12 protein-coding genes and 2 pseudogenes are annotated in these 17,660 nt (G+C 40.0%); 3 read left to right on the top strand and 11 right to left on the bottom strand.

Going from position 1 to position 17,660, the window contains the following annotated elements:
- Window positions 1-11 precede the first annotated feature (11 nt).
- The 5 genes from rplM to A37S_RS0111780 all read right to left on the bottom strand — a co-directional run bounded on the left by rplM (window position 12) and on the right by A37S_RS0111780 (window position 6,524).
- Window positions 12-455, bottom strand: coding sequence for a 50S ribosomal protein L13 (rplM, locus tag A37S_RS0111800; RefSeq protein ID WP_028297162.1), 444 nt, complete (start codon window positions 453-455; stop codon window positions 12-14).
- A 198-nt stretch (window positions 456-653) separates the two neighbouring features.
- Window positions 654-806, bottom strand: a complete 153-nt coding sequence (locus tag A37S_RS27100) for a hypothetical protein (protein ID WP_157278602.1) — start codon at window positions 804-806, stop codon at window positions 654-656.
- Window positions 807-1,005: 199 nt separating this feature from the next.
- Window positions 1,006-1,722, bottom strand: a complete 717-nt coding sequence (locus tag A37S_RS0111790) for a hypothetical protein (protein ID WP_169719485.1) — start codon at window positions 1,720-1,722, stop codon at window positions 1,006-1,008.
- A gap of 81 nt (window positions 1,723-1,803) precedes the next feature.
- Window positions 1,804-3,399 (bottom strand): RagB/SusD family nutrient uptake outer membrane protein, encoded by a 1,596-nt coding sequence (locus A37S_RS0111785; protein ID WP_028297160.1) that lies wholly within the window; start codon window positions 3,397-3,399, stop codon window positions 1,804-1,806.
- 17 nt (window positions 3,400-3,416) lie between these two features.
- Window positions 3,417-6,524, bottom strand: a complete 3,108-nt coding sequence (locus tag A37S_RS0111780) for a SusC/RagA family TonB-linked outer membrane protein (protein ID WP_028297159.1) — start codon at window positions 6,522-6,524, stop codon at window positions 3,417-3,419.
- 678 nt (window positions 6,525-7,202) lie between these two features.
- Between A37S_RS0111780 and A37S_RS0111775 the strand changes: the two genes are divergently transcribed.
- Window positions 7,203-7,580 carry a helix-turn-helix domain-containing protein gene (locus A37S_RS0111775; protein WP_028297158.1) on the top strand — a complete coding sequence of 126 codons (378 nt, stop codon included), beginning with the start codon at window positions 7,203-7,205 and terminating at the stop codon, window positions 7,578-7,580.
- 2 nt (window positions 7,581-7,582) lie between these two features.
- Here the strand turns inward: A37S_RS0111775 and A37S_RS0111770 are convergent, their stop codons facing one another.
- The gene (locus A37S_RS0111770) at window positions 7,583-8,746 is read right to left on the bottom strand and encodes an ATP-binding protein (RefSeq protein WP_028297157.1); all 1,164 of its coding nucleotides are present in this window, start codon (window positions 8,744-8,746) and stop codon (window positions 7,583-7,585) included.
- Between the two features lie 163 nt (window positions 8,747-8,909).
- On the opposite strand from A37S_RS0111770, the gene A37S_RS0111765 reads away from it, so the two are divergent.
- A complete protein-coding gene (locus A37S_RS0111765) occupies window positions 8,910-9,239 on the top strand; it encodes a hypothetical protein (RefSeq protein WP_028297156.1) in 330 nt (109 codons plus the stop codon).
- Between the two features lie 74 nt (window positions 9,240-9,313).
- Window positions 9,314-9,881, top strand: a pseudogene (locus tag A37S_RS26680) (transposase); the annotation flags it as partial.
- Between the two features lie 318 nt (window positions 9,882-10,199).
- Here the strand turns inward: A37S_RS26680 and A37S_RS0111755 are convergent.
- The 5 genes and pseudogenes from A37S_RS0111755 to A37S_RS27765 all read right to left on the bottom strand — a co-directional run.
- A complete protein-coding gene (locus A37S_RS0111755) occupies window positions 10,200-12,554 on the bottom strand; it encodes a hypothetical protein (RefSeq protein ID WP_157278599.1) in 2,355 nt (784 codons plus the stop codon).
- Between the two features lie 36 nt (window positions 12,555-12,590).
- Window positions 12,591-13,778, bottom strand: a complete 1,188-nt coding sequence (locus A37S_RS0111750; protein ID WP_028297154.1) for a DUF4249 domain-containing protein — start codon at window positions 13,776-13,778, stop codon at window positions 12,591-12,593.
- A gap of 6 nt (window positions 13,779-13,784) precedes the next feature.
- Entirely contained in the window at window positions 13,785-16,562 is a 2,778-nt protein-coding gene (locus A37S_RS0111745; protein WP_028297153.1) for a TonB-dependent receptor, read from the bottom strand.
- A gap of 50 nt (window positions 16,563-16,612) precedes the next feature.
- Window positions 16,613-17,299 (bottom strand): hypothetical protein, encoded by a 687-nt coding sequence (locus A37S_RS0111740; RefSeq protein ID WP_028297152.1) that lies wholly within the window; start codon window positions 17,297-17,299, stop codon window positions 16,613-16,615.
- A gap of 145 nt (window positions 17,300-17,444) precedes the next feature.
- Window positions 17,445-17,660 (bottom strand): annotated as a pseudogene (locus A37S_RS27765) (IS3 family transposase); the annotation flags it as partial.

The raw sequence follows: 17,660 nt of genomic DNA, 5'->3' as shown, positions 1-17,660 counted from the left end.
CTTTTTCTCCTTTAGAATTTAACAGTTTTAGGATTTTGCGCTGCATGCGGATGCTCGGCACCGGCATAAACGAACAGGTTGTTGAACAAGGCGTGCCCCAATCGATTTTTGGGCAGCATGCCACGCACGGCTTTTTCCACGATGCGTCCTGGATGCTTTGCCAACATTTCCTTAGGAGAAGTAAAGCGCTGACCACCTGGATAGCCTGTATAGCGTACATAACGCTTGTCGCTCATCTTGTTTCCGGTCAACTTGATCTTGTCTGCGTTGATAACGATCACGTTATCGCCACAGTCTACGTGTGGGGTGAACGAAGACTTGTGCTTACCCCTTATCACTTTCGCGATATTGGATGCCAAGCGCCCCAAGATCTCGCCTTCAGCATCAACAACGATCCATTCTTTGTTGACAGTGTTTTTGTTGGCAGAGACAGTTTTGTAACTTAACGTATTCACTAGCTTGATTTTGAATTAATTATATAATAAACCATTCCCTCTCAATTAAGGGACTGCAAAAGTAGAAATATTATTTGGTTAAAGAAAATGTTTCGGGAAAATATTTAGTGAGATATGAGACGCGAGACTTGAGATATGAGACGTCAGATTTGAGATGAGTGAAACCCACCAATCAGCCAATGACAAATGATTGATCAACTAATTGTCCTGTTCCTGCTTATGAGGCGCCTCTCCATTCGGCTGCTCCAGCACCGGGTTCTCCTGAGGATCTTTGGTGATGAAGTACATGATTGCGGCCGCCACTATAGCCGCCAGGATAATATATAACAATTTTCTGTTGTTTGCCCTCATATTTTCTTTTCCTAGAACGAACTCTTCTCGTAATTGTTTTATTTCATCGATTTCAACAAAAAATCCCGATGGCAGGGTGCCACCGGGATATGGTCTAAAAATCCATCCACGAATTTTTCAAACCAGCACATTCGCATCATGATCTATTGAAAAAAAGCTAAATGTGAGATTTTTACATTTTCTTCTTAACAATTCAATTTCAATGGCTATTCATATACTTGAACAACAAAATCAAATTTTCCTCTTTCTTTATGTCAAGCTTTTTGTCGATGCTATATTTTTCCGCCTCGCTAGCTTTAGCACCAAAGAATTGAAATATAGATTTATTCAATTTCAGCTTTATCGGCTCCCCATCAACTTCTGAATAATAACTATAAGAAGTTATGATCTCCTTTTGCACCCCAATTCCTCCATACGTTTTTTTTTCTAAAATCTTCTTCTCACAGGCTTTATAAAGAGGTTTTTCTCCATCCGTTACTATTTCAAAATAATCGCCATTAGGCATTCTTTTGAAGAACCTTTCATTGATATCTTGAATTGTAAACGCCGTTACGGGCTTTACAAATGCCATCACCTTTTCCTGTGCATTTTTGAATAAAAGTGACTTAGCTACCGCATCGTAAAGCAAATCAAGATTTTCAAATTTTTCTCCATTAGAATGTTCCACGCTCCCTTTTTGCCAATCTTCAATCAGATAAGGACTACCTATTGCGCCTTCATACTTACTTGTCATAAAAGGCTTTCCAAGGTTATCCACTAACATCTGCGTCATCAGAGACCCACCAAGACTACTCATTAAAGTCTCATCAGCAGTAAGCTGTTCTTGTGCAGATGCTACACGGAACAAAGACAGGCTTCCTATAATCATGCACCAAACCTGGCGTCGACTCATGGTAAAACGGACTAAGCAATTCATAAGATCAAAGATTTAAAATTCTTTATTCAATAGCGATTTTAGTTGGGGGTATTGTACCCCCAACCAAATATAAATCAAGCATCAATAACCCGGATTCTGCTGTTCCCTAAGCGTAGGATTGGAGTTAACCTCATCAGAAGATATTGGCCAAACAAACCTGTCGTCACTGTAAGGTATCGCCACCCAAGCAGGCGTTAATATAGTGCTACCATCGTATACCGCTTGTCCACCATTTGCTGATATTTGTGAAGCCAGCACCTTCGCTGGTATTCCACCCGTAGAATACTGAGGATCTAAGGCCAATCGATGGATGTCCGGCCAGCGACGTCCTTCAGCCAAAAACTCTATACGTCTTTCATTAAAAATAACTTGAAGCAAATCCGGTGGAGCAGTAGTACCATAAGAAGCTGCTGCTGGAACAGCCCGATCCCTAACTGAATTCAAAAGAACTAAGGCTTGTCCATTGTTTCCTTGCCTTGCATAAGCTTCTGAAGCATTCAAAATCACTTCCGCATAGCGAATAATTGGCGCCCAATCAGAACGATCGCTTTCATAATATTTGGTTGTATATAATGCAGATATACCAGCACTTTGACGATACGTCATATTCCTCCTAAGGTCATCTTCATGCCAAAAACCGATATTATAGAAATTTGGACTGATGGCCACCAGATCACGGAATCCAAAGTCTGATGCACCATATTGAGAAGCAAGAGCACCATTAACACCACCATTTGAAGCCGCACTATTGGCAATTGAGAAAACTGATTCGGTATTGGATGAATAATTGGTAAAAGGACCATCGGGAGTTGCAGTCAACGCATAACCTCCAATTGGGCTAGTAAATGGAGCCGAACCAGTTGCACCTAGCTTCGTAGCTTCTGATATGACATTAGCATAATCTTGCATATGAAGATATACCCTTGTTTTCAAGGCTATGGCAGCCCCCTTTCTCGCACGAGAAATACTTTCTCCTCCTGTAGCCGGAAGGTTTTGTTCTGCGAAGTTTAAGTCTTCCAAAACTCTTGCATATGCTTCTGCCACAGTACCTCGTCCTTGTGCCAGTCCCTCTTCCACAGCTGTACCACCTGTTACTGGAGTGGTACGATAAGGAACCCCCATATTTCCTCCATTATTGTCTGCATAGGGCCTACAAAAATGAATAAGCAGTTCATGGTGGGCTAAGGCTCTTAAAAATTTAGCTTCGGCTTCATAAACCAATGCTTGCTCAGATGTTATCACGCCATTTCCGGATGCTTGCTGAACTCCATCTATAACTATATTTGCCTCATTGATTAGAAAATAAAGTGTTGACCAATGATTCACATTATTTGCTGATGTAGCCGTATACGTGCCTTCATAAGTTATCTGATAAAAAGCCTGAAGATTCACCATATCTTCACCCCTCATATCGCCCTGCTGAATAGATGCTGCGCCAAACGGGTAACCTCTTCCTCCTCCACCGGCATAAGTACCTATAGCGGCGGCCCAGTACATCCCGTTCATTGCCAATTCAACGTTTGCCGATGTTGAAAAGGCTGTCGTTTCAGATAGTGCAGATAGTGGCTGCAACTCCGTGAAGTCACTACAAGAACTCACTGTCAACGTAACCGCTAAACCAAGACAAAACAACTGTTTGGCTTTCCCTTGTATTATATTTCTATATATATTTTTCATTTCTCTTTATCCTCTAATTAAAATCCTACATTCAGACCAAAAGTAAACGTTCTTGGTATAAAGTTTGTCGCTATATCAACGTTTGGCTGAGTATTTGTTGTTGGGCTGTTATTCATCTCAGGATCGATACCTTTGTAGCCCGTAATTACAAAGGCATTTTGTATCTGCGCAAACACTCTTAGATTATTTACTTTAACGCTGTTCAGCAACTGTTTTGGGAAACTATATCCAAGTCCTATATTTTGAGCCCTAAGAAAATCAGCTTTCTCCACAAACTGCGTTGTTGCGTTACCAGTTTGATAAATCTGTGCTGCATAGCCATACGCCAATTTTGGAATATCAGTTTGCTGTCCTTCCTCCGTCCAGCGATTTAGCAATTCTGTCGAGCCATTACCGAAAGCTTGGTTTAGCAGTATATTTTGCCTTGTTTGATTGTAAATATAATTTCCTCCAGAGAATGATAGAAATATGTTTAAATCAAAATCTCTATACCTAAAAGTATTGTTAAACCCTCCAAACCACTTTGGCATAGATACGCCTAGGATTCTTTTATCAGCATAGTTCAAAGCAACAGCATTCTGACTCACGTCCGACGGATTTGCGGGATCGTATACGGCGAAAGATGTCGCCCCAACCCTTTGCTGAACCAATGAGCCGTCGGCTTTTTCGTAAATTGGATTTCCATTTGCAGCATTCACGCCATGCCATACATAACCGAAAAACGATCCTATCGATTCTCCTTCGCGTATAGTATGTGCCGAATAGTCGATCGGATTACCGTCTACCAAAGTAATCACTTCATTTTTCGTGAAAGTAGTGTTTAAGTTAGTAGTCCAACTGAATCTGTCATTTTCAATGACCGTAGCGCCAATCGTAAACTCAAATCCCCTATTTTTCATTCGACCGATATTTTGGTTTATTTCATTTCCTGGAACCCCCAAAGACGGTGGTGTAGGTACACCTAATATCAAATTATCCACATCATTCAAGAACCAATCAGCCGTTAAGGTGATTTTATCCTGCAAAAAGCCAAAATCAACGCCTATGTCATATTTTTTACTTGTTTCGAAGCTCAAGTCACTGTTACCAGCTTGACTATACCGAATACCAGAATAACTGCCATATTGCGCCGCAGAGAAATTTCCAGCATATGGATAAGAACCTATTTCCACATTACCTACCTTAGCATAACCTCCTCTGAGCTTTAATTCATTAAGCCAGCTAACCTGAAAAAACTCTTCTTGAGATATCCTCCATCCCAAAGATGCTCCAGGCAGGGTAGCTCCTTGATTGCCCCATGGCAAAGAAGAAATCTTATCGTAGCGCAAGGAGCCACTGAGCAAATACCGGTTTTTATAACCGTATTCCAATCTTCCAAAATAAGAGGCAAAAGTACGCTCATTAGCTGCGCCGCCAATAAACTGATTAGCCAGTGAATTACTAATAATATTAAAATTCTCGCCAAAATAATCAGCAGAAAGTCCCGTTCCGGACGCAGAGAAGCTTCTTGTAAGCGTTTTTTGAAATTCCTGTCCCGCCAACACACTTATTCTATGATCTTCCGCGATCACATTATCATAACTCAAAGTGTTTTGCCAATTGTATCGAAACGTAGGCAGATATTGCTGATAAATGTAGCCATCGTTACTTCTTCCATCTCCATGCTCCCTCGTCCAATAAACATAATCCTCATTGTTGATCATGTTAATACCGATTTGTGTCTTGGCATGTAAGCCAGAAACTATTTCCAAGTCTGCATAACTGTTACCAGTTACGTTTAATCCCATACTTCTATATACATTGTTATCCAACACATAACGTTGGTTAGTAAAATTAGATACTATAGGCATGGTATTATTTCCTTGGCCTAACCCCGATGCAGAAATATTATAGGAACCGTCGGAAAATATGGCAGGAACGTTCGGCAAAGCATAGATTCCCGCTATTACGTTTCCAGAAAGTGCATTTGTACCTGTATTCAAACCACGGTTTGTGCTATGAGTGATGGCAACGTTAGCACCTACTGTCAGTTTATCGTTGAAGGCTTTTTGATCCACATTGGCTCGGGCGCTGTATCTAGTCAAACTGTTTGCGTCCACAATACCATTTTGATTCGTATATCCCAAAGAAAAATAATAATTAGTGCCAGCATTGGTTCCGCCACTTACAGAAAGGTTATGGTTATGCTGAAACGCTGTTCTAAAAATCTCATCCAACCAATCGGTGTCATAAATACCTCCAGCAGGATTATCCATTGGAAATGCTGCGGCTGGCTGACCAACATTAGTCAATTTTTCATTCGTTATATCCATAAACTCCTGAGCATTCATCAAATCATAACGTTTCGCAGTTTTTGCAACACCAAACCAGTTATCGTAGGTCAATTTCTTAGTACCTGCTTGTCCCCTTTTTGTAGTGATTAATATCACGCCATTTGCAGCTCTAGAGCCATAAATAGCTGTAGCCGCACCGTCCTTTAAAACATCAACATTGGCGATATCATTTGGATTAATATCTCCCAACGGGTTATAAGGCGTTGCTCCACTTTGGTTTCCAGTGATATAAGGAACTCCGTCCACTACATATAAAGGTTCTGAGCTTCCGGAGATTGAATTAGTCCCTCTCACCCTAATCCTAGCCGGTTGTCCCAAAATCCCAGAACTGACGGATGCTTGCACGCCTGCCACTTGTCCCTGTAAAAATTTATCAAAAGAGGGCACCGCTATATTTTGAAGAGCCTCTCCTTTAATAGATCCAATCGATGCAGTAAGATCAACCCTCCTAGCACTCCCATACCCTGTAACAACAACTTCTGATAACTGCGACTCATCACTTATTAAGTCTACGTTAATAACACTTCCCGATCCAATATTAATTGTTTGACTTAAATACCCAATCGAGCGAATCGTAAGTGATTTAGCCGTAGATGGAACGGTAATGGAATAGTTACCGTTATTATCCGTTTGCGTTCCTAACGACGTACCCGTTACTACAATAGACACCCCTGGCAATGGGGTTGCATCGGCTTGGGAGGTTACCTTCCCACTAATTCTCCTTTCCTGTGCGTAGCCGTGGCTTATGAGCACACCGCATAACAGCAGGAAGCATAGTAATTTTTGTTTCATGTGTGATTGTTTGAGTTAATAGTGAATAAAAAATTGATATTAAATAATTTTCACGCCTGATACCCTTACCTTCAAAAAAATCTGGACAATACAATTCTATCCCTATTTTTCCAGCGGCAATTTTTATTAGATATCACATACGACTTGCACCTTTGCAGGGTAAGGAACGAGTTAAGTTGTGTTGTAAAGTAGGTTTTCATGTGTGTTGGCGACTATTAATAAATTGATCTACTATTATTTTCACCCCCTTTTGCAATCATTCACAAGGAAGATGGGCAACACAGACCCACGCCATCACTAGCAAATTCTTTGAAAGAGGAAATTCAAGACAGAACCTATTTATTCATTAATAGACGAATCGGATTGGAACAATAATTTAGTTTTCATGTGTGTGTTTGTTGACTGTGTGTGTGTTTGTTGATTGTACGTATAATTTAGTTGAAAATATAAATAAAAAACAAATCTATTCATTTCTCCAATATGCGGTCACGGAAACGGTAATGAACGCACCAAAACAAGATTTAGCACATAAAAAAGAACGAATCTTGCGTAATTCCTAATATATATAAGCCAAATGTAAACAATAAAAAGCCATAAAGCAAGAAAAAAATACATTTTCTTCCGCAAAAACATCTATAAAGCAAAATAAAGTTTACAAAAAGCAAGATAAATTAGAACATGTCAAATAAAAAAGCGAAATCGCTAGGAGAAATCATAAAAGAAACCATGAAAGAACGGGGCATAAAGGGATCTGTGGTCGCTAGAAAGATGAATGTATCCAGGCAAACGATCAACCAGATAGATACCAGGAAAAAATTTGACATCGCTTTTTTACAGTCTTTAAAAGATGCTTCCGGCCTAGATTTCACCTATTATGCCTATAAGGATATCATGGACAGCATGTCAGATGATTCCAAATTGAAATACCTGGAAAGCAGCCCACGTATTACCATCAATATCAGTATTTCGACAAAAAAAGATAACCTGAATAATTTACCAGAATTAGTTACGCAGATAGAGGACCTAAGCAGGAAATTGGGGTTCGAGTTAGTGTAGCACTATACGGGTATATCATCAATCTGTCTCCAGTTCAGTACCTGAGTATCATGCTGAATCAGACCACCACTACCAGTATATATAACGAACGATGCGGTGCTAGCGGGCTGTATCCCCTTCCAATAGCTTATCCCTTTCAAAAAATCCTTATTATAGGTCTGGGATGCCTTTATCTCAATGGGCATGGCGCCACCTGCCTTGTCCACCAACACATCGATCTCATGCCCGGTACGATCGCGCCAAAAATATAGATTGGCCCTTTGTCCACTGTTCAACCGCTTTTTCAAAAGCTCCAGTACCACAAAATTCTCAAAAATGCTCCCCCTTAACGGATGGTTTGACAGGTGCCCCACTTCTTCCATTTCCAGCAGGGAACAACACAAGCCCGTATCATAAAAGTAAAGCTTGGGCATTTGTATCAATCGCTTGCTGAAATTGTTATAATAAGGTCTAAGTGTAAAGGCTATGAAACTGGTCTCCAGTATCCCAATCCATACCGCAACTGTTTTTTGGTCTATTCCGCAGTCGTTGGCGATAGAGGCATAGTTGACCACCTGACCGACCCTGGAGGCACATATCTTCAAAAAGCGCTGAAACAAGGTCAGATTGCTTATGTTCTTTATTTGTCTTACATCCCTTTCTACGTAGGTAAGAATATAATTGGGATAATAGTCGCTCGGTAGCATGCCCTTGTCATATAGCCTGGGATAACCGCCCCAAAACAACAAGTGGTCAATAGGGCCATCGCCAAAAGGCGTATGCTTTAGTTCCGGATAACTGAACGGCAAAAGATGGACAAATGCAATCCTACCCGCCAAGCTCTGCGTAATACTTTCCAGCAAAAGGAAATTTTGTGAGCCCGTGAGGATAAACAGGCCCGTCTTGTCCGGTTGCTCGTCTATAATGCCTTGTAGATAGGAGAACAAAAGGGGTACTCGCTGTATTTCATCAAATACCGCACCCATCGGGAATCCTTTTAGGAAACCGTTGGGATCCGTATCTGCCGCCAATTGATTGTCTTGATTTTCGAAGCTCACGTATGGCTTATCACTGAACAATGCCTTTGCTAAAGTGGTTTTTCCACTTTGTCTAGGTCCCAACAAGCCAATGGCAGGAAATTTCCTCGCCAAATCCTTTAGCTTATCTGCCGCTATCCTTGCTATCATATGCAAAGCTAATTTTTATTTTTGACAAATACGGAATGTGATTCCGTATTTGTCAAAAATAAAAATCGGTAACGTTATTCATACCTGATCCGTTTGTCAATCAGGCATTAACATCTGCCAAATAGAAAAAGGGAAATCACTAGGAGAAATCATAAGAGAAACCATGAAAGAACGGGGTATAAAGGGATCTGTGGTCGCTAGAAAGATGAATGTATCCAGGCAAACGATCAACCAGATAGATACCAGGAAAAAATTTGATATCGCTTTTTTACAATCTTTAAAAGATGCTTCCGGCCTAGATTTCACCCATTATGTATACAAGGATATCATGGACAGCATGTCAGAAGATTCCAAATTGAAATATTTGGAAAGCAGCCCCCGTATTACCATCAATATCAGTATTGCAACAAAAAAAGATAACCTGAATAATTTACCAGAATTAGTTCCGCAGATAGAGGACCTAAGCAGGAATCTTGGGTTTGAGTTGGTCTGAGCAGAGAGTGTAACCTAAACCGTGTCACAGGAGAGACGAATAAAAAATGATAAATTCGTAAATCCAAGTGACAAATGAAAGATAAAGAACCCTTTGACTTCGAGCGCTTCAAACAGGAAACAATGGAAGGATTGTACGCGGGCAAGAAGGCCGTCGGTACGGACGGTGTTTTTGCACCGTTGATGAATCATTTATTGGAATCGATGCTGGATGGCGAGCTGAACAACCATCTGGACGACGAAAAGGGCTCTGGTCAGCCGAACCGCCGCAACGGCAAGAGCAAGAAAACAGTCAGGAGCATGAGCGGCGGCAGTTTCGAGCTGGAGACCGGCCGTGACCGAGAAAGATCCTTTGAGCCGAAGATTGTCCCAAAGCGGCAGCTGATCCTCATCGAGGAGCTGGAAGGCAGTGTTTTGAGCATGTACGCCATGGAGATATCTGCCACGGAAATATCGCGTACCACCGATGCGGTGCTTCCGCAGGTCACCGATGGTGGAACCGTCCGCTGGATGCAGTATATCCCTTTGTATTTCTGGACTGTATGCATTAAAAGATCCACCACAACGGGACGATGGAGACCCGTGCGATCTACAATATCCTTGGGGTCGATACCGATGCCGCAAGGACCTGATAGGCCTATACTGTCAGAAACCGAGGTATATCCATTTCAGAACTCCATATTAAATTTGGTGACAGACTACGACTGGGACATGATAGCTTTTAGGAATAGGTTGATCCAGATGGCACAGTTCGCGTTACACGTTACACTATACCCGGGATGCTAACTGAATACCCAGTGGATGTAGTTTCCTTTCTGAAAGCCGACCTATTTTTGCCTATCAGCTTAGCTATTCAGAATTATTATTTCCGCAACAGCACTACTCCTGAATTTCATATCTTTGCTTGAGGCAAAATCTATTCTTTTTGAGTCATAGAACGGACAATGCATCTAATCCAACTTCATTCCACCACAATGTTCTTTATTGCACTCCCAATGTGCCCTTGTTTATCCATCCCTTCTATCACTATCACATAGTCGCCCTTAAGATCCGATGTCGTAATTGTCAGACTTACCTTTCCCGAACTATCCATTGTTATATTTGGCTCCCAAAATAGCACGTTACGTCTATCTGGTAGCCTAGATTGCCTTTGCTCAGGTGTTTCATAGGTTGGAACGTAAAACTCTCGCTCTCGTTGTAAGCCTTCATAGTCAATCAAAGTAACCGTAGGATTGAGCGCAAAACCTTTCAACAAGCCCTCATATGTATTAAAGGTCACTATACCATCATATATAAATGGCCCATAAACATATCTGCCCGTCACTACATCTATGCTCTTTACCTTCAAGGGGTCATAACGCATAATCTCATCGGCATCCAATATAGGTACGCCGTCCAAAAGTATAAGTGGATCATTTGACAAATAATAGCCCCTAGGCCCATCGAACACCCTTAACCCGTATCTTGAATTGCTTCTTCGCACGTTTACCTCTTTCACATACTCTCGCAACACCTCTTCCATCACTACGAAACGGGTATAGTCGTCCAATTGATACCTTACATCTGCTTTGCCGTAAAAAGGAAAATTGTCCAGCCTTGCAGAAAGAAATTGGGCTCTCCGTGCCTGATGAAAGGCATTTTCGGCCTGTACATTGATACTGTGATTTAATAGGGCATCCTTTAAATCTAAATATCCCCTAAAAAAAAGCTGTTGCTTATTAAGCTCGTAATCAGTAATAAATGACGACAATAATTCAATATTTGATTCCTTATTACCAGCTAATTGTGTAGCCATTTGACTTTCTCCAAAAATATTCTTCGCCAAAAAGGTCGCTATCCCTGCACTATCTGTCGTAGCGGTATAGATTTTTGGAGTTTTACCAAGTACACTCAGAAACACATTTTCGCCTGTGAACGGCCGACGGGAATCCCTGTCGGTATAGCGTATCCGTACATGATGGTATGCTATCTCGGTCAAGAACTTTTCTTTATCAGTTGCCCTACTAGTTATCCTACGCCAACCTTGCGTAAGCAAAAGGACATCCAGATCACGCTGTACTTGTTCATTCTCCTTATCTGAAAAGTAATAAGCGCTATTTTCTATATATCCTTTTACTTCTGACTGCAACCACAGGTAAGAGTGTATATTCTGACGTGGTAAATTTTGCAGAGCATCAACTTTATAAACCGAGACAGAAAGATCTGATTCAACCTGCTGCCCATTGACAAGCGATTGAAGATCCATATTAATCAGGCTCCTTTTATCTGCCATTTCAGCATCCAACTTTGTAACGATATCAAGCTCGTTGTCTGGGTACTTAAACAGCAATCTTTCAGCAAGTGGTTCTCCCATTTCATCTGTTAATGTCAAAACGTTTACTCCTACAGGCAAAGATTCATAAGCGATATGTGTGCTCGCTTTTCCTTCACCATTAAGAATGAGACCTACACTGTGAGCAGATTGATAACGATTCTTAGCCGACAACCTAATAGCCTCACCAATATGCTGTTTAGAGGCAGAAATAGCAATATTCCATCCACCTTGATCGTCCCTTATAACATTGAACAAATATCCATTGTCATAAATCTTTGGGAATTGGGCCTCTACAATGGATTTATCTGAAAGGATAGCACGCACCTTGTATTTTTTGTCAGATTTTGGCAGGATGGGTAAACTACCCATTCCCTGAGCATTCGACACCTCTCTATAAACCTCTGTCCCATCGCCCTCAAGGACAACAATTTCGAACCGCTCGTTGCTATTAATACCAGAAAGCTTATAAGCCAACCTAGATGCTATATTATCAAGTAAAATCCCACTCTCGGGAAATAACTGAAGTGCATTCTTAACCGCCAGGTTTTCTGACAACAGGTTCTCTCCTGAAATGTAAGGGTTAACTATTTCAATGGCTTTCAGAAACAAAGTCTCATCACCATAATTTTTCATAGAATTGGTATATCCGACCATTCGATAAATACCACTTGGCAATTGATTGGGTATATATAAAGAACCATTCCTAACAGTTTTTCCCAAATCTATCTTAGCCTGCAATACGCTCTTATTTTCATCATTCAATAAATCAATATAAGCTACGCTGTTTAGGCCTAGGGGCTCCATTGTACGACCATCTACCACATAAACCTTAAACCACAATATCTCCCCTGGCATATAGAATTCCTTATCTGTATGCACATACATTTTTTCATACAAACTGTCATATTTATATTGCCCATCTTCCACCGCAGCCAAAGACTGTGTCAAAGCTTTCTTGGCTAATATTGACATTATCAGGAATAGGATTATATTTCTTATCATCTTTATTATGTTAAAAGCATCGTCATTCATAAAGAGTTAGTCCTGCCAAAAATCAGGAGCTGTCAATGTCCCCCTCACCGTACAATCGGCGCACCGACGTGATGAATATGCATAATGGGTATACCCAAGGCTTGCGGGGTTAACTGAAAAACCATAAACAGGCATAAGGCCAGGAAAATCCCTAAAAACCTGTATTGCTGCGTTTATAGTAGTGTCTGATAAAGCACAGCCACTGTAATACTCACTCTCGACCAACCACTGCTCACTCAGTTCCCTATTATCGATAAAGATCCTCTTCTCCCTGACCCCAACTGCCTCTATCATGCCTATGACAGCCTCCTGTGGATCATTGGCATTTGAGATATTACCTCTAAGCTCGGTGGGCATAGTCCCAAATATATCGCCCAAATTTTCAGAATTTTTCCGAAGCTCGTCCCAGTAGGTATACCCCTCTTTACTAAGTACATACTGTTTTACGAGTATGGAATAGCGAATTTCTAGCTTTTCAGACAAGCGTGGTATATCCCTTATAGGATAATTATAAATAATATCACCAGAAAGCCCGTCGGAAGTAGCAATTTGAATGTCGCTGGAATTTTCAGAAAAAAAGCAAATGGAAACCTGTTCTTCTCGTGTACGATCGCGAACTGCCCCATTAGTATAGATAAGTTCACTATTAAATCTAGAAAAAAAGCGCCATGTTTCTTCATATTCCCAACGATAGTAGTGCGAATCATTATTTGGATCCTGCGTGCTTACATACAACTGCACGCCATCCGCAGTCTCTTCCCAATCTACACGCTCTATTTCCGGACTAATCCTCACGTCTACATAACTAGACAGATATTCTTCATTGTTTACTCTAATCCTCAAGCGATACCTTGTTTCTGTATCTAAAATAGGGTGATAAAAGGTATAATTTCCGTCAGCATCCGATTGTTGGTGCTGGTAGATCTCACCACTCTCACTTTCAATGATCAATATAGCGCCCGTTACCGGAACAATAGATATAGGGATTCCATCTTCAGTTTTAGCTGAAATGGGTACCGTTTGACTCAACTTATACCTACTACTCGCGCCCAAAGCATTAATATAGCCCTCCACTACCAATATCGGTTCATTGTCCCTTGATTCATAATTGGGTTCATAAGAATCTTTACAACTGAATACCAAAGCACAAAACAGAGAAAGTATAATAAATTTTATTGTACCTGTGAATTTCATAACAGTCTAGAATCTAAAATTATACGTGACAAATGGAATCTGATGTCCAAAAATGGAAAGCCTATACCCGTTTAAATTACCACCCTCCGATGCATAGAAAATAGAAAATGGATTTCTCCTTCCTGTCAAATTATAAACACCTACTGTCCAGGAACTATGAGCCAATTTTTTTACTTTGTGATTTCCTTCGATATTAAAAGAGGCATCCGTTCTAAAGAAATCTGGAATACGATATTGGTTCCTTTGTGAATAGTACACCCTTTCAGATCCTGCATAATAGTACCTTCCGATCGGCAAAGTAATAGGCCGACCTGTGCTATAGGTTACATTTAAGGAAAAACTTACACGATGGGAAAATTTATAGTTACCTACAAGTGTAATATCATGGGGCTTATCATAATTGCTTGGATAAAATTCACCATTATTGATCATGTCAGCATCTTCAACATTTACCGTCCGTTGCTGAACCCTGGAATAAGTATAACTAAGCCATCCATTCAGCTTTCCAGACGTTTTTTTTATTAGAAACTCGGCTCCATAAGCCTTTGCCTCTGTGTTAATAACATCAGTTTCAATTGCTTCATTCAACAGCAATTGCGCTCCGCTCTTGTAATCCAAATAATTATTCATACGTTTATAATAGAGCTCGATAGATGCCTCGATAATATTTGAGGCAAAATTTTGGTAATAACCTAAAGAAACCTGATCTCCAAACTGTGGTTTGATGTGAGCATCACTTAATTTCCAAGTGTCTGTAGGCGTGATTGCAGTAGTATTAGACAACATATGAATATACTGTCTCAGTGAATTGTAAGCTCCTTTAACTGAACTGTTATCATTGAAAGCATATCTGGCAGAAATCCTAAATTCTGGCGCATGATAGGTTTTGATAGGTTCCCCTGAACTAAAGTCCTTTGTTTCAATAATAGTAGTCTCACTTTTAGGCAAATTAGGTGCATAGTAGTTTACTCGACGCGGTCCCAAATAATTAAACATGGAATAGCGCACTCCCATATCCAATGTAAAACGGTCGTTCACTTTGTATACATCTGAAAAATACAATGCGGTTTCCAGAGCCTGTTCAGATTCCAAGTCGCGTAATAGTACGTCAGATTCCGTGCCGACGGGTGCCATCCTTCCCGGATTTAGCTTATAACCAACCCCATTAAAGCCATAATTTAGATTATGCTTATCGTTAACATGCTGATAAATATCTGCTTTTAAAAACACTTGGCCTATATTATACTTGAGATCAAATGCATTTATAGGATTTTCATCGCTAGCTACATTGAAGTTATAGGTATCAATACCCACTTTAAATATTCCATAGAGTTCATTATTGAACGTCTTTTTCCATTTAACGTTTACATTAGCATTTTTGTAACGGTATGATGTATCGCTGTTGAGCGAAAAGCGATCATTGCTAGAATAACCCGTCAAATAGATGACGTTTCTTTCATCGGCTTGATGTTCCAATTGTACATTGACATCGTAAAATGATGCGTTACTATTTTTGTAGCTATCGTCTGGAATCAGATTTAACAACCAATCGGAATAAGTACTCCTTCCTCCAATAAAATAGGATGTTTTCTTACCAATTGGTCCGTCGAAAGACAATCTACTCGTCAACAGGCCAATGCCGCCAGAACCACTGAATTTACTACGATTTCCTTCTTTTGCTGTTACATCGAGTACAGAGGATAAACGTCCTCCATATCGAGAGGGGATACTTCCTTTATACAATTCAACATTACTAACCGCATCAGCATTGAAAGCGGAAAAAAAACCAAAAAAATGAGCCGGGTTGTAGATAGTTGCATCGTTGAACAGCACTAAGTTTTGATCTGTAGCTCCTCCACGAACGTTAAACCCACTTGCTGCCTCGCCCACGGTTTGTACGCCTGGCAACGTAAGAATCACTTTAACAAGATCTGCCTCGCCCAATACGGTAGGCGTCTGCTTGATGGTTTTAATACTTAATAGCTCGACCCCCATCTGTGTCCGCTTAACATTATTACCTTGTTCGGCAGATACTATGACCTCATTAAGTGCATAGACTTGATCATTCATTGCAATATCTAATCGGCCACTTGAGTACATGATCAGCTGTCTTTGGGTTTCTTTCATCCCCACAGTCGAAACTTTAATCACACTTCTCTCCTCCGGCACACTAATAGAATAATAGCCAAAACGATCGGTCTGTACTTGGATATTAGTTCCAACTAGGTTTACTGTTGCCAAAGCTATAGGCAAACCAGTAACAGCACTTGTCACATATCCAGTTAATAACTTAGTTCCAACCCGTATATTGCTTCGACTACCTATTTCATACAGTTTATTTTCAATAGGAACTAAACTTACATCCTCTTCCTTATAGTCAGAGATATGGGTTAGATCAATCGCTGCACTATCCTTCACCGTCCCTATCACCTCATTAAACATAGGTAAAGCTGTAATCAATCCTTGGCCCTTTGTTATAAATACCTGCTTATGACCATCAATAGCAAAGAACAGATTATGTAGTGTAAGCACTTTATCCAATACATCTTCGAGTCTGCCTTTTTCTACATTTAAATCAATTAAGACACTATCTGTTTGCGTATTATCATAATAGAATTTATAATTGCTCTGCTTTTCTATTTGATTTATAAACTCTTTAAAACTAGCATCACTTAGACTCAAGGATATTAAATTGTCTTGGGCAAATGACTTATTGCAAAAAAAGAATATAAAGCCGATTAATATGAACGTCTCTATTTTAGGTTTGATGTAATATATCCTCATATAAATCAAAAAGTCAATTCCAAAAAAATTATCAGAGTTTTGGAGAAAGATTAATTAGCGTTGTCTACGTATGCCAGAACCGTTGAGATAGTTTTTAAAGGATTCTGTTTAAAGGTTAAATCATTTTCACGCAATAGGATTCTTAGCTCCTTCTTTTTTTCTCCAAATAGGTTTAACAGTACATTTTGGCTCTTAACTTCAATGAAATCCGAATCTTCCTTTCGCTTTATATAAAAATAAACGGACTCAACAAACCGTTTCTCACGTGTTGTCCCTGTTGCAAAGTCCTTAACAATTTTGGCGCGTTTTTCATAAGAGCACAAATTGTTAGAATAATATATCTCGTGATAGAAACCAGATTTCAGTCCAGTATGATTTTCATCTAGGTAAACAAAGCGGTTATCCCCAATTGTAAAATGCCGAATAAACTGCTTTACCAAAACCAGATTCATCAACCTATCGGGATGTCTAGTTATCACTTCATCAGCAACTATGTCATACATTAACGGCACATTACGAAAAATGACATTTCCAAAAAGTATGGTACCATTATCAACAAAGCCTAGATCTCCATAGCCTTGTGAACCTACCGCATTTTGAAATTGGAAAACGTACTCCCTGCCGTTATACAGTTGATCGTTTAAACGTATCGTATATAACGTTTCCTCAACCGAACTCTGAGCCTGTAGACGAACACACCAAAGTAAAAAAGCGGCAAAAATAATTGTACGATACATGGCAAAAAAGGGAAACAATAGGTTATCTAATAATTGAAACTAATAGAAATGAAAAATTGCTAGAGAGTAAACACGAATAATCGTATCTGTACGTCTTCAAACTAAATTAGACACATTAGGATGAAACCTTAAGGAGACTTTCGAGTTATAAATTTATTAATTTTTGTTGATTATACAATTGTCTTCTTTTATTCAGAGAATCGATTTTTACCTGTTGTCTTTTTTCCAAAATTCTTTCAGATCGTCCACAGTAGACATCTGCAGGTGTTAAGTTTTGCAGCGATTCGTGATAACGTCTGTTGTTATAGTTGTCCACAAAGTTTCCCAGGGCTTCGATAAGTTCTTCTGGATGGTAAAAGTG

Source organism: Olivibacter sitiensis DSM 17696 (assembly GCF_000427965.1).
Taxonomy (GTDB): Bacteria; Bacteroidota; Bacteroidia; order Sphingobacteriales; family Sphingobacteriaceae; genus Olivibacter; species Olivibacter sitiensis.
Note: the sequence above shows the minus strand (reverse complement) of the source record. Positions and strands in the feature narration are given on the sequence as shown.

What these genes read in the sequence shown, in the direction of transcription:
- A37S_RS0111745 (WP_028297153.1), bottom strand. Translation starts at nt 16,562, where the DNA reads ATGAGGATATATTACATCAAACCTAAAATAGAGACGTTCATATTAATC.
- A37S_RS0111765 (WP_028297156.1), top strand. Translation starts at nt 8,910, where the DNA reads ATGAAAGAACGGGGTATAAAGGGATCTGTGGTCGCTAGAAAGATGAAT.
- A37S_RS0111785 (WP_028297160.1), bottom strand. Translation starts at nt 3,399, where the DNA reads ATGAAAAATATATATAGAAATATAATACAAGGGAAAGCCAAACAGTTG.
- A37S_RS0111790 (WP_169719485.1), bottom strand. Translation starts at nt 1,722, where the DNA reads ATGAATTGCTTAGTCCGTTTTACCATGAGTCGACGCCAGGTTTGGTGC.
- A37S_RS0111755 (WP_157278599.1), bottom strand. Translation starts at nt 12,554, where the DNA reads ATGATAAGAAATATAATCCTATTCCTGATAATGTCAATATTAGCCAAG.
- A37S_RS0111780 (WP_028297159.1), bottom strand. Translation starts at nt 6,524, where the DNA reads ATGAAACAAAAATTACTATGCTTCCTGCTGTTATGCGGTGTGCTCATA.
- A37S_RS0111775 (WP_028297158.1), top strand. Translation starts at nt 7,203, where the DNA reads ATGTCAAATAAAAAAGCGAAATCGCTAGGAGAAATCATAAAAGAAACC.
- A37S_RS0111740 (WP_028297152.1), bottom strand. Translation starts at nt 17,299, where the DNA reads ATGTATCGTACAATTATTTTTGCCGCTTTTTTACTTTGGTGTGTTCGT.
- A37S_RS0111770 (WP_028297157.1), bottom strand. Translation starts at nt 8,746, where the DNA reads ATGATAGCAAGGATAGCGGCAGATAAGCTAAAGGATTTGGCGAGGAAA.
- A37S_RS27100 (WP_157278602.1), bottom strand. Translation starts at nt 806, where the DNA reads ATGAGGGCAAACAACAGAAAATTGTTATATATTATCCTGGCGGCTATA.
- A37S_RS0111750 (WP_028297154.1), bottom strand. Translation starts at nt 13,778, where the DNA reads ATGAAATTCACAGGTACAATAAAATTTATTATACTTTCTCTGTTTTGT.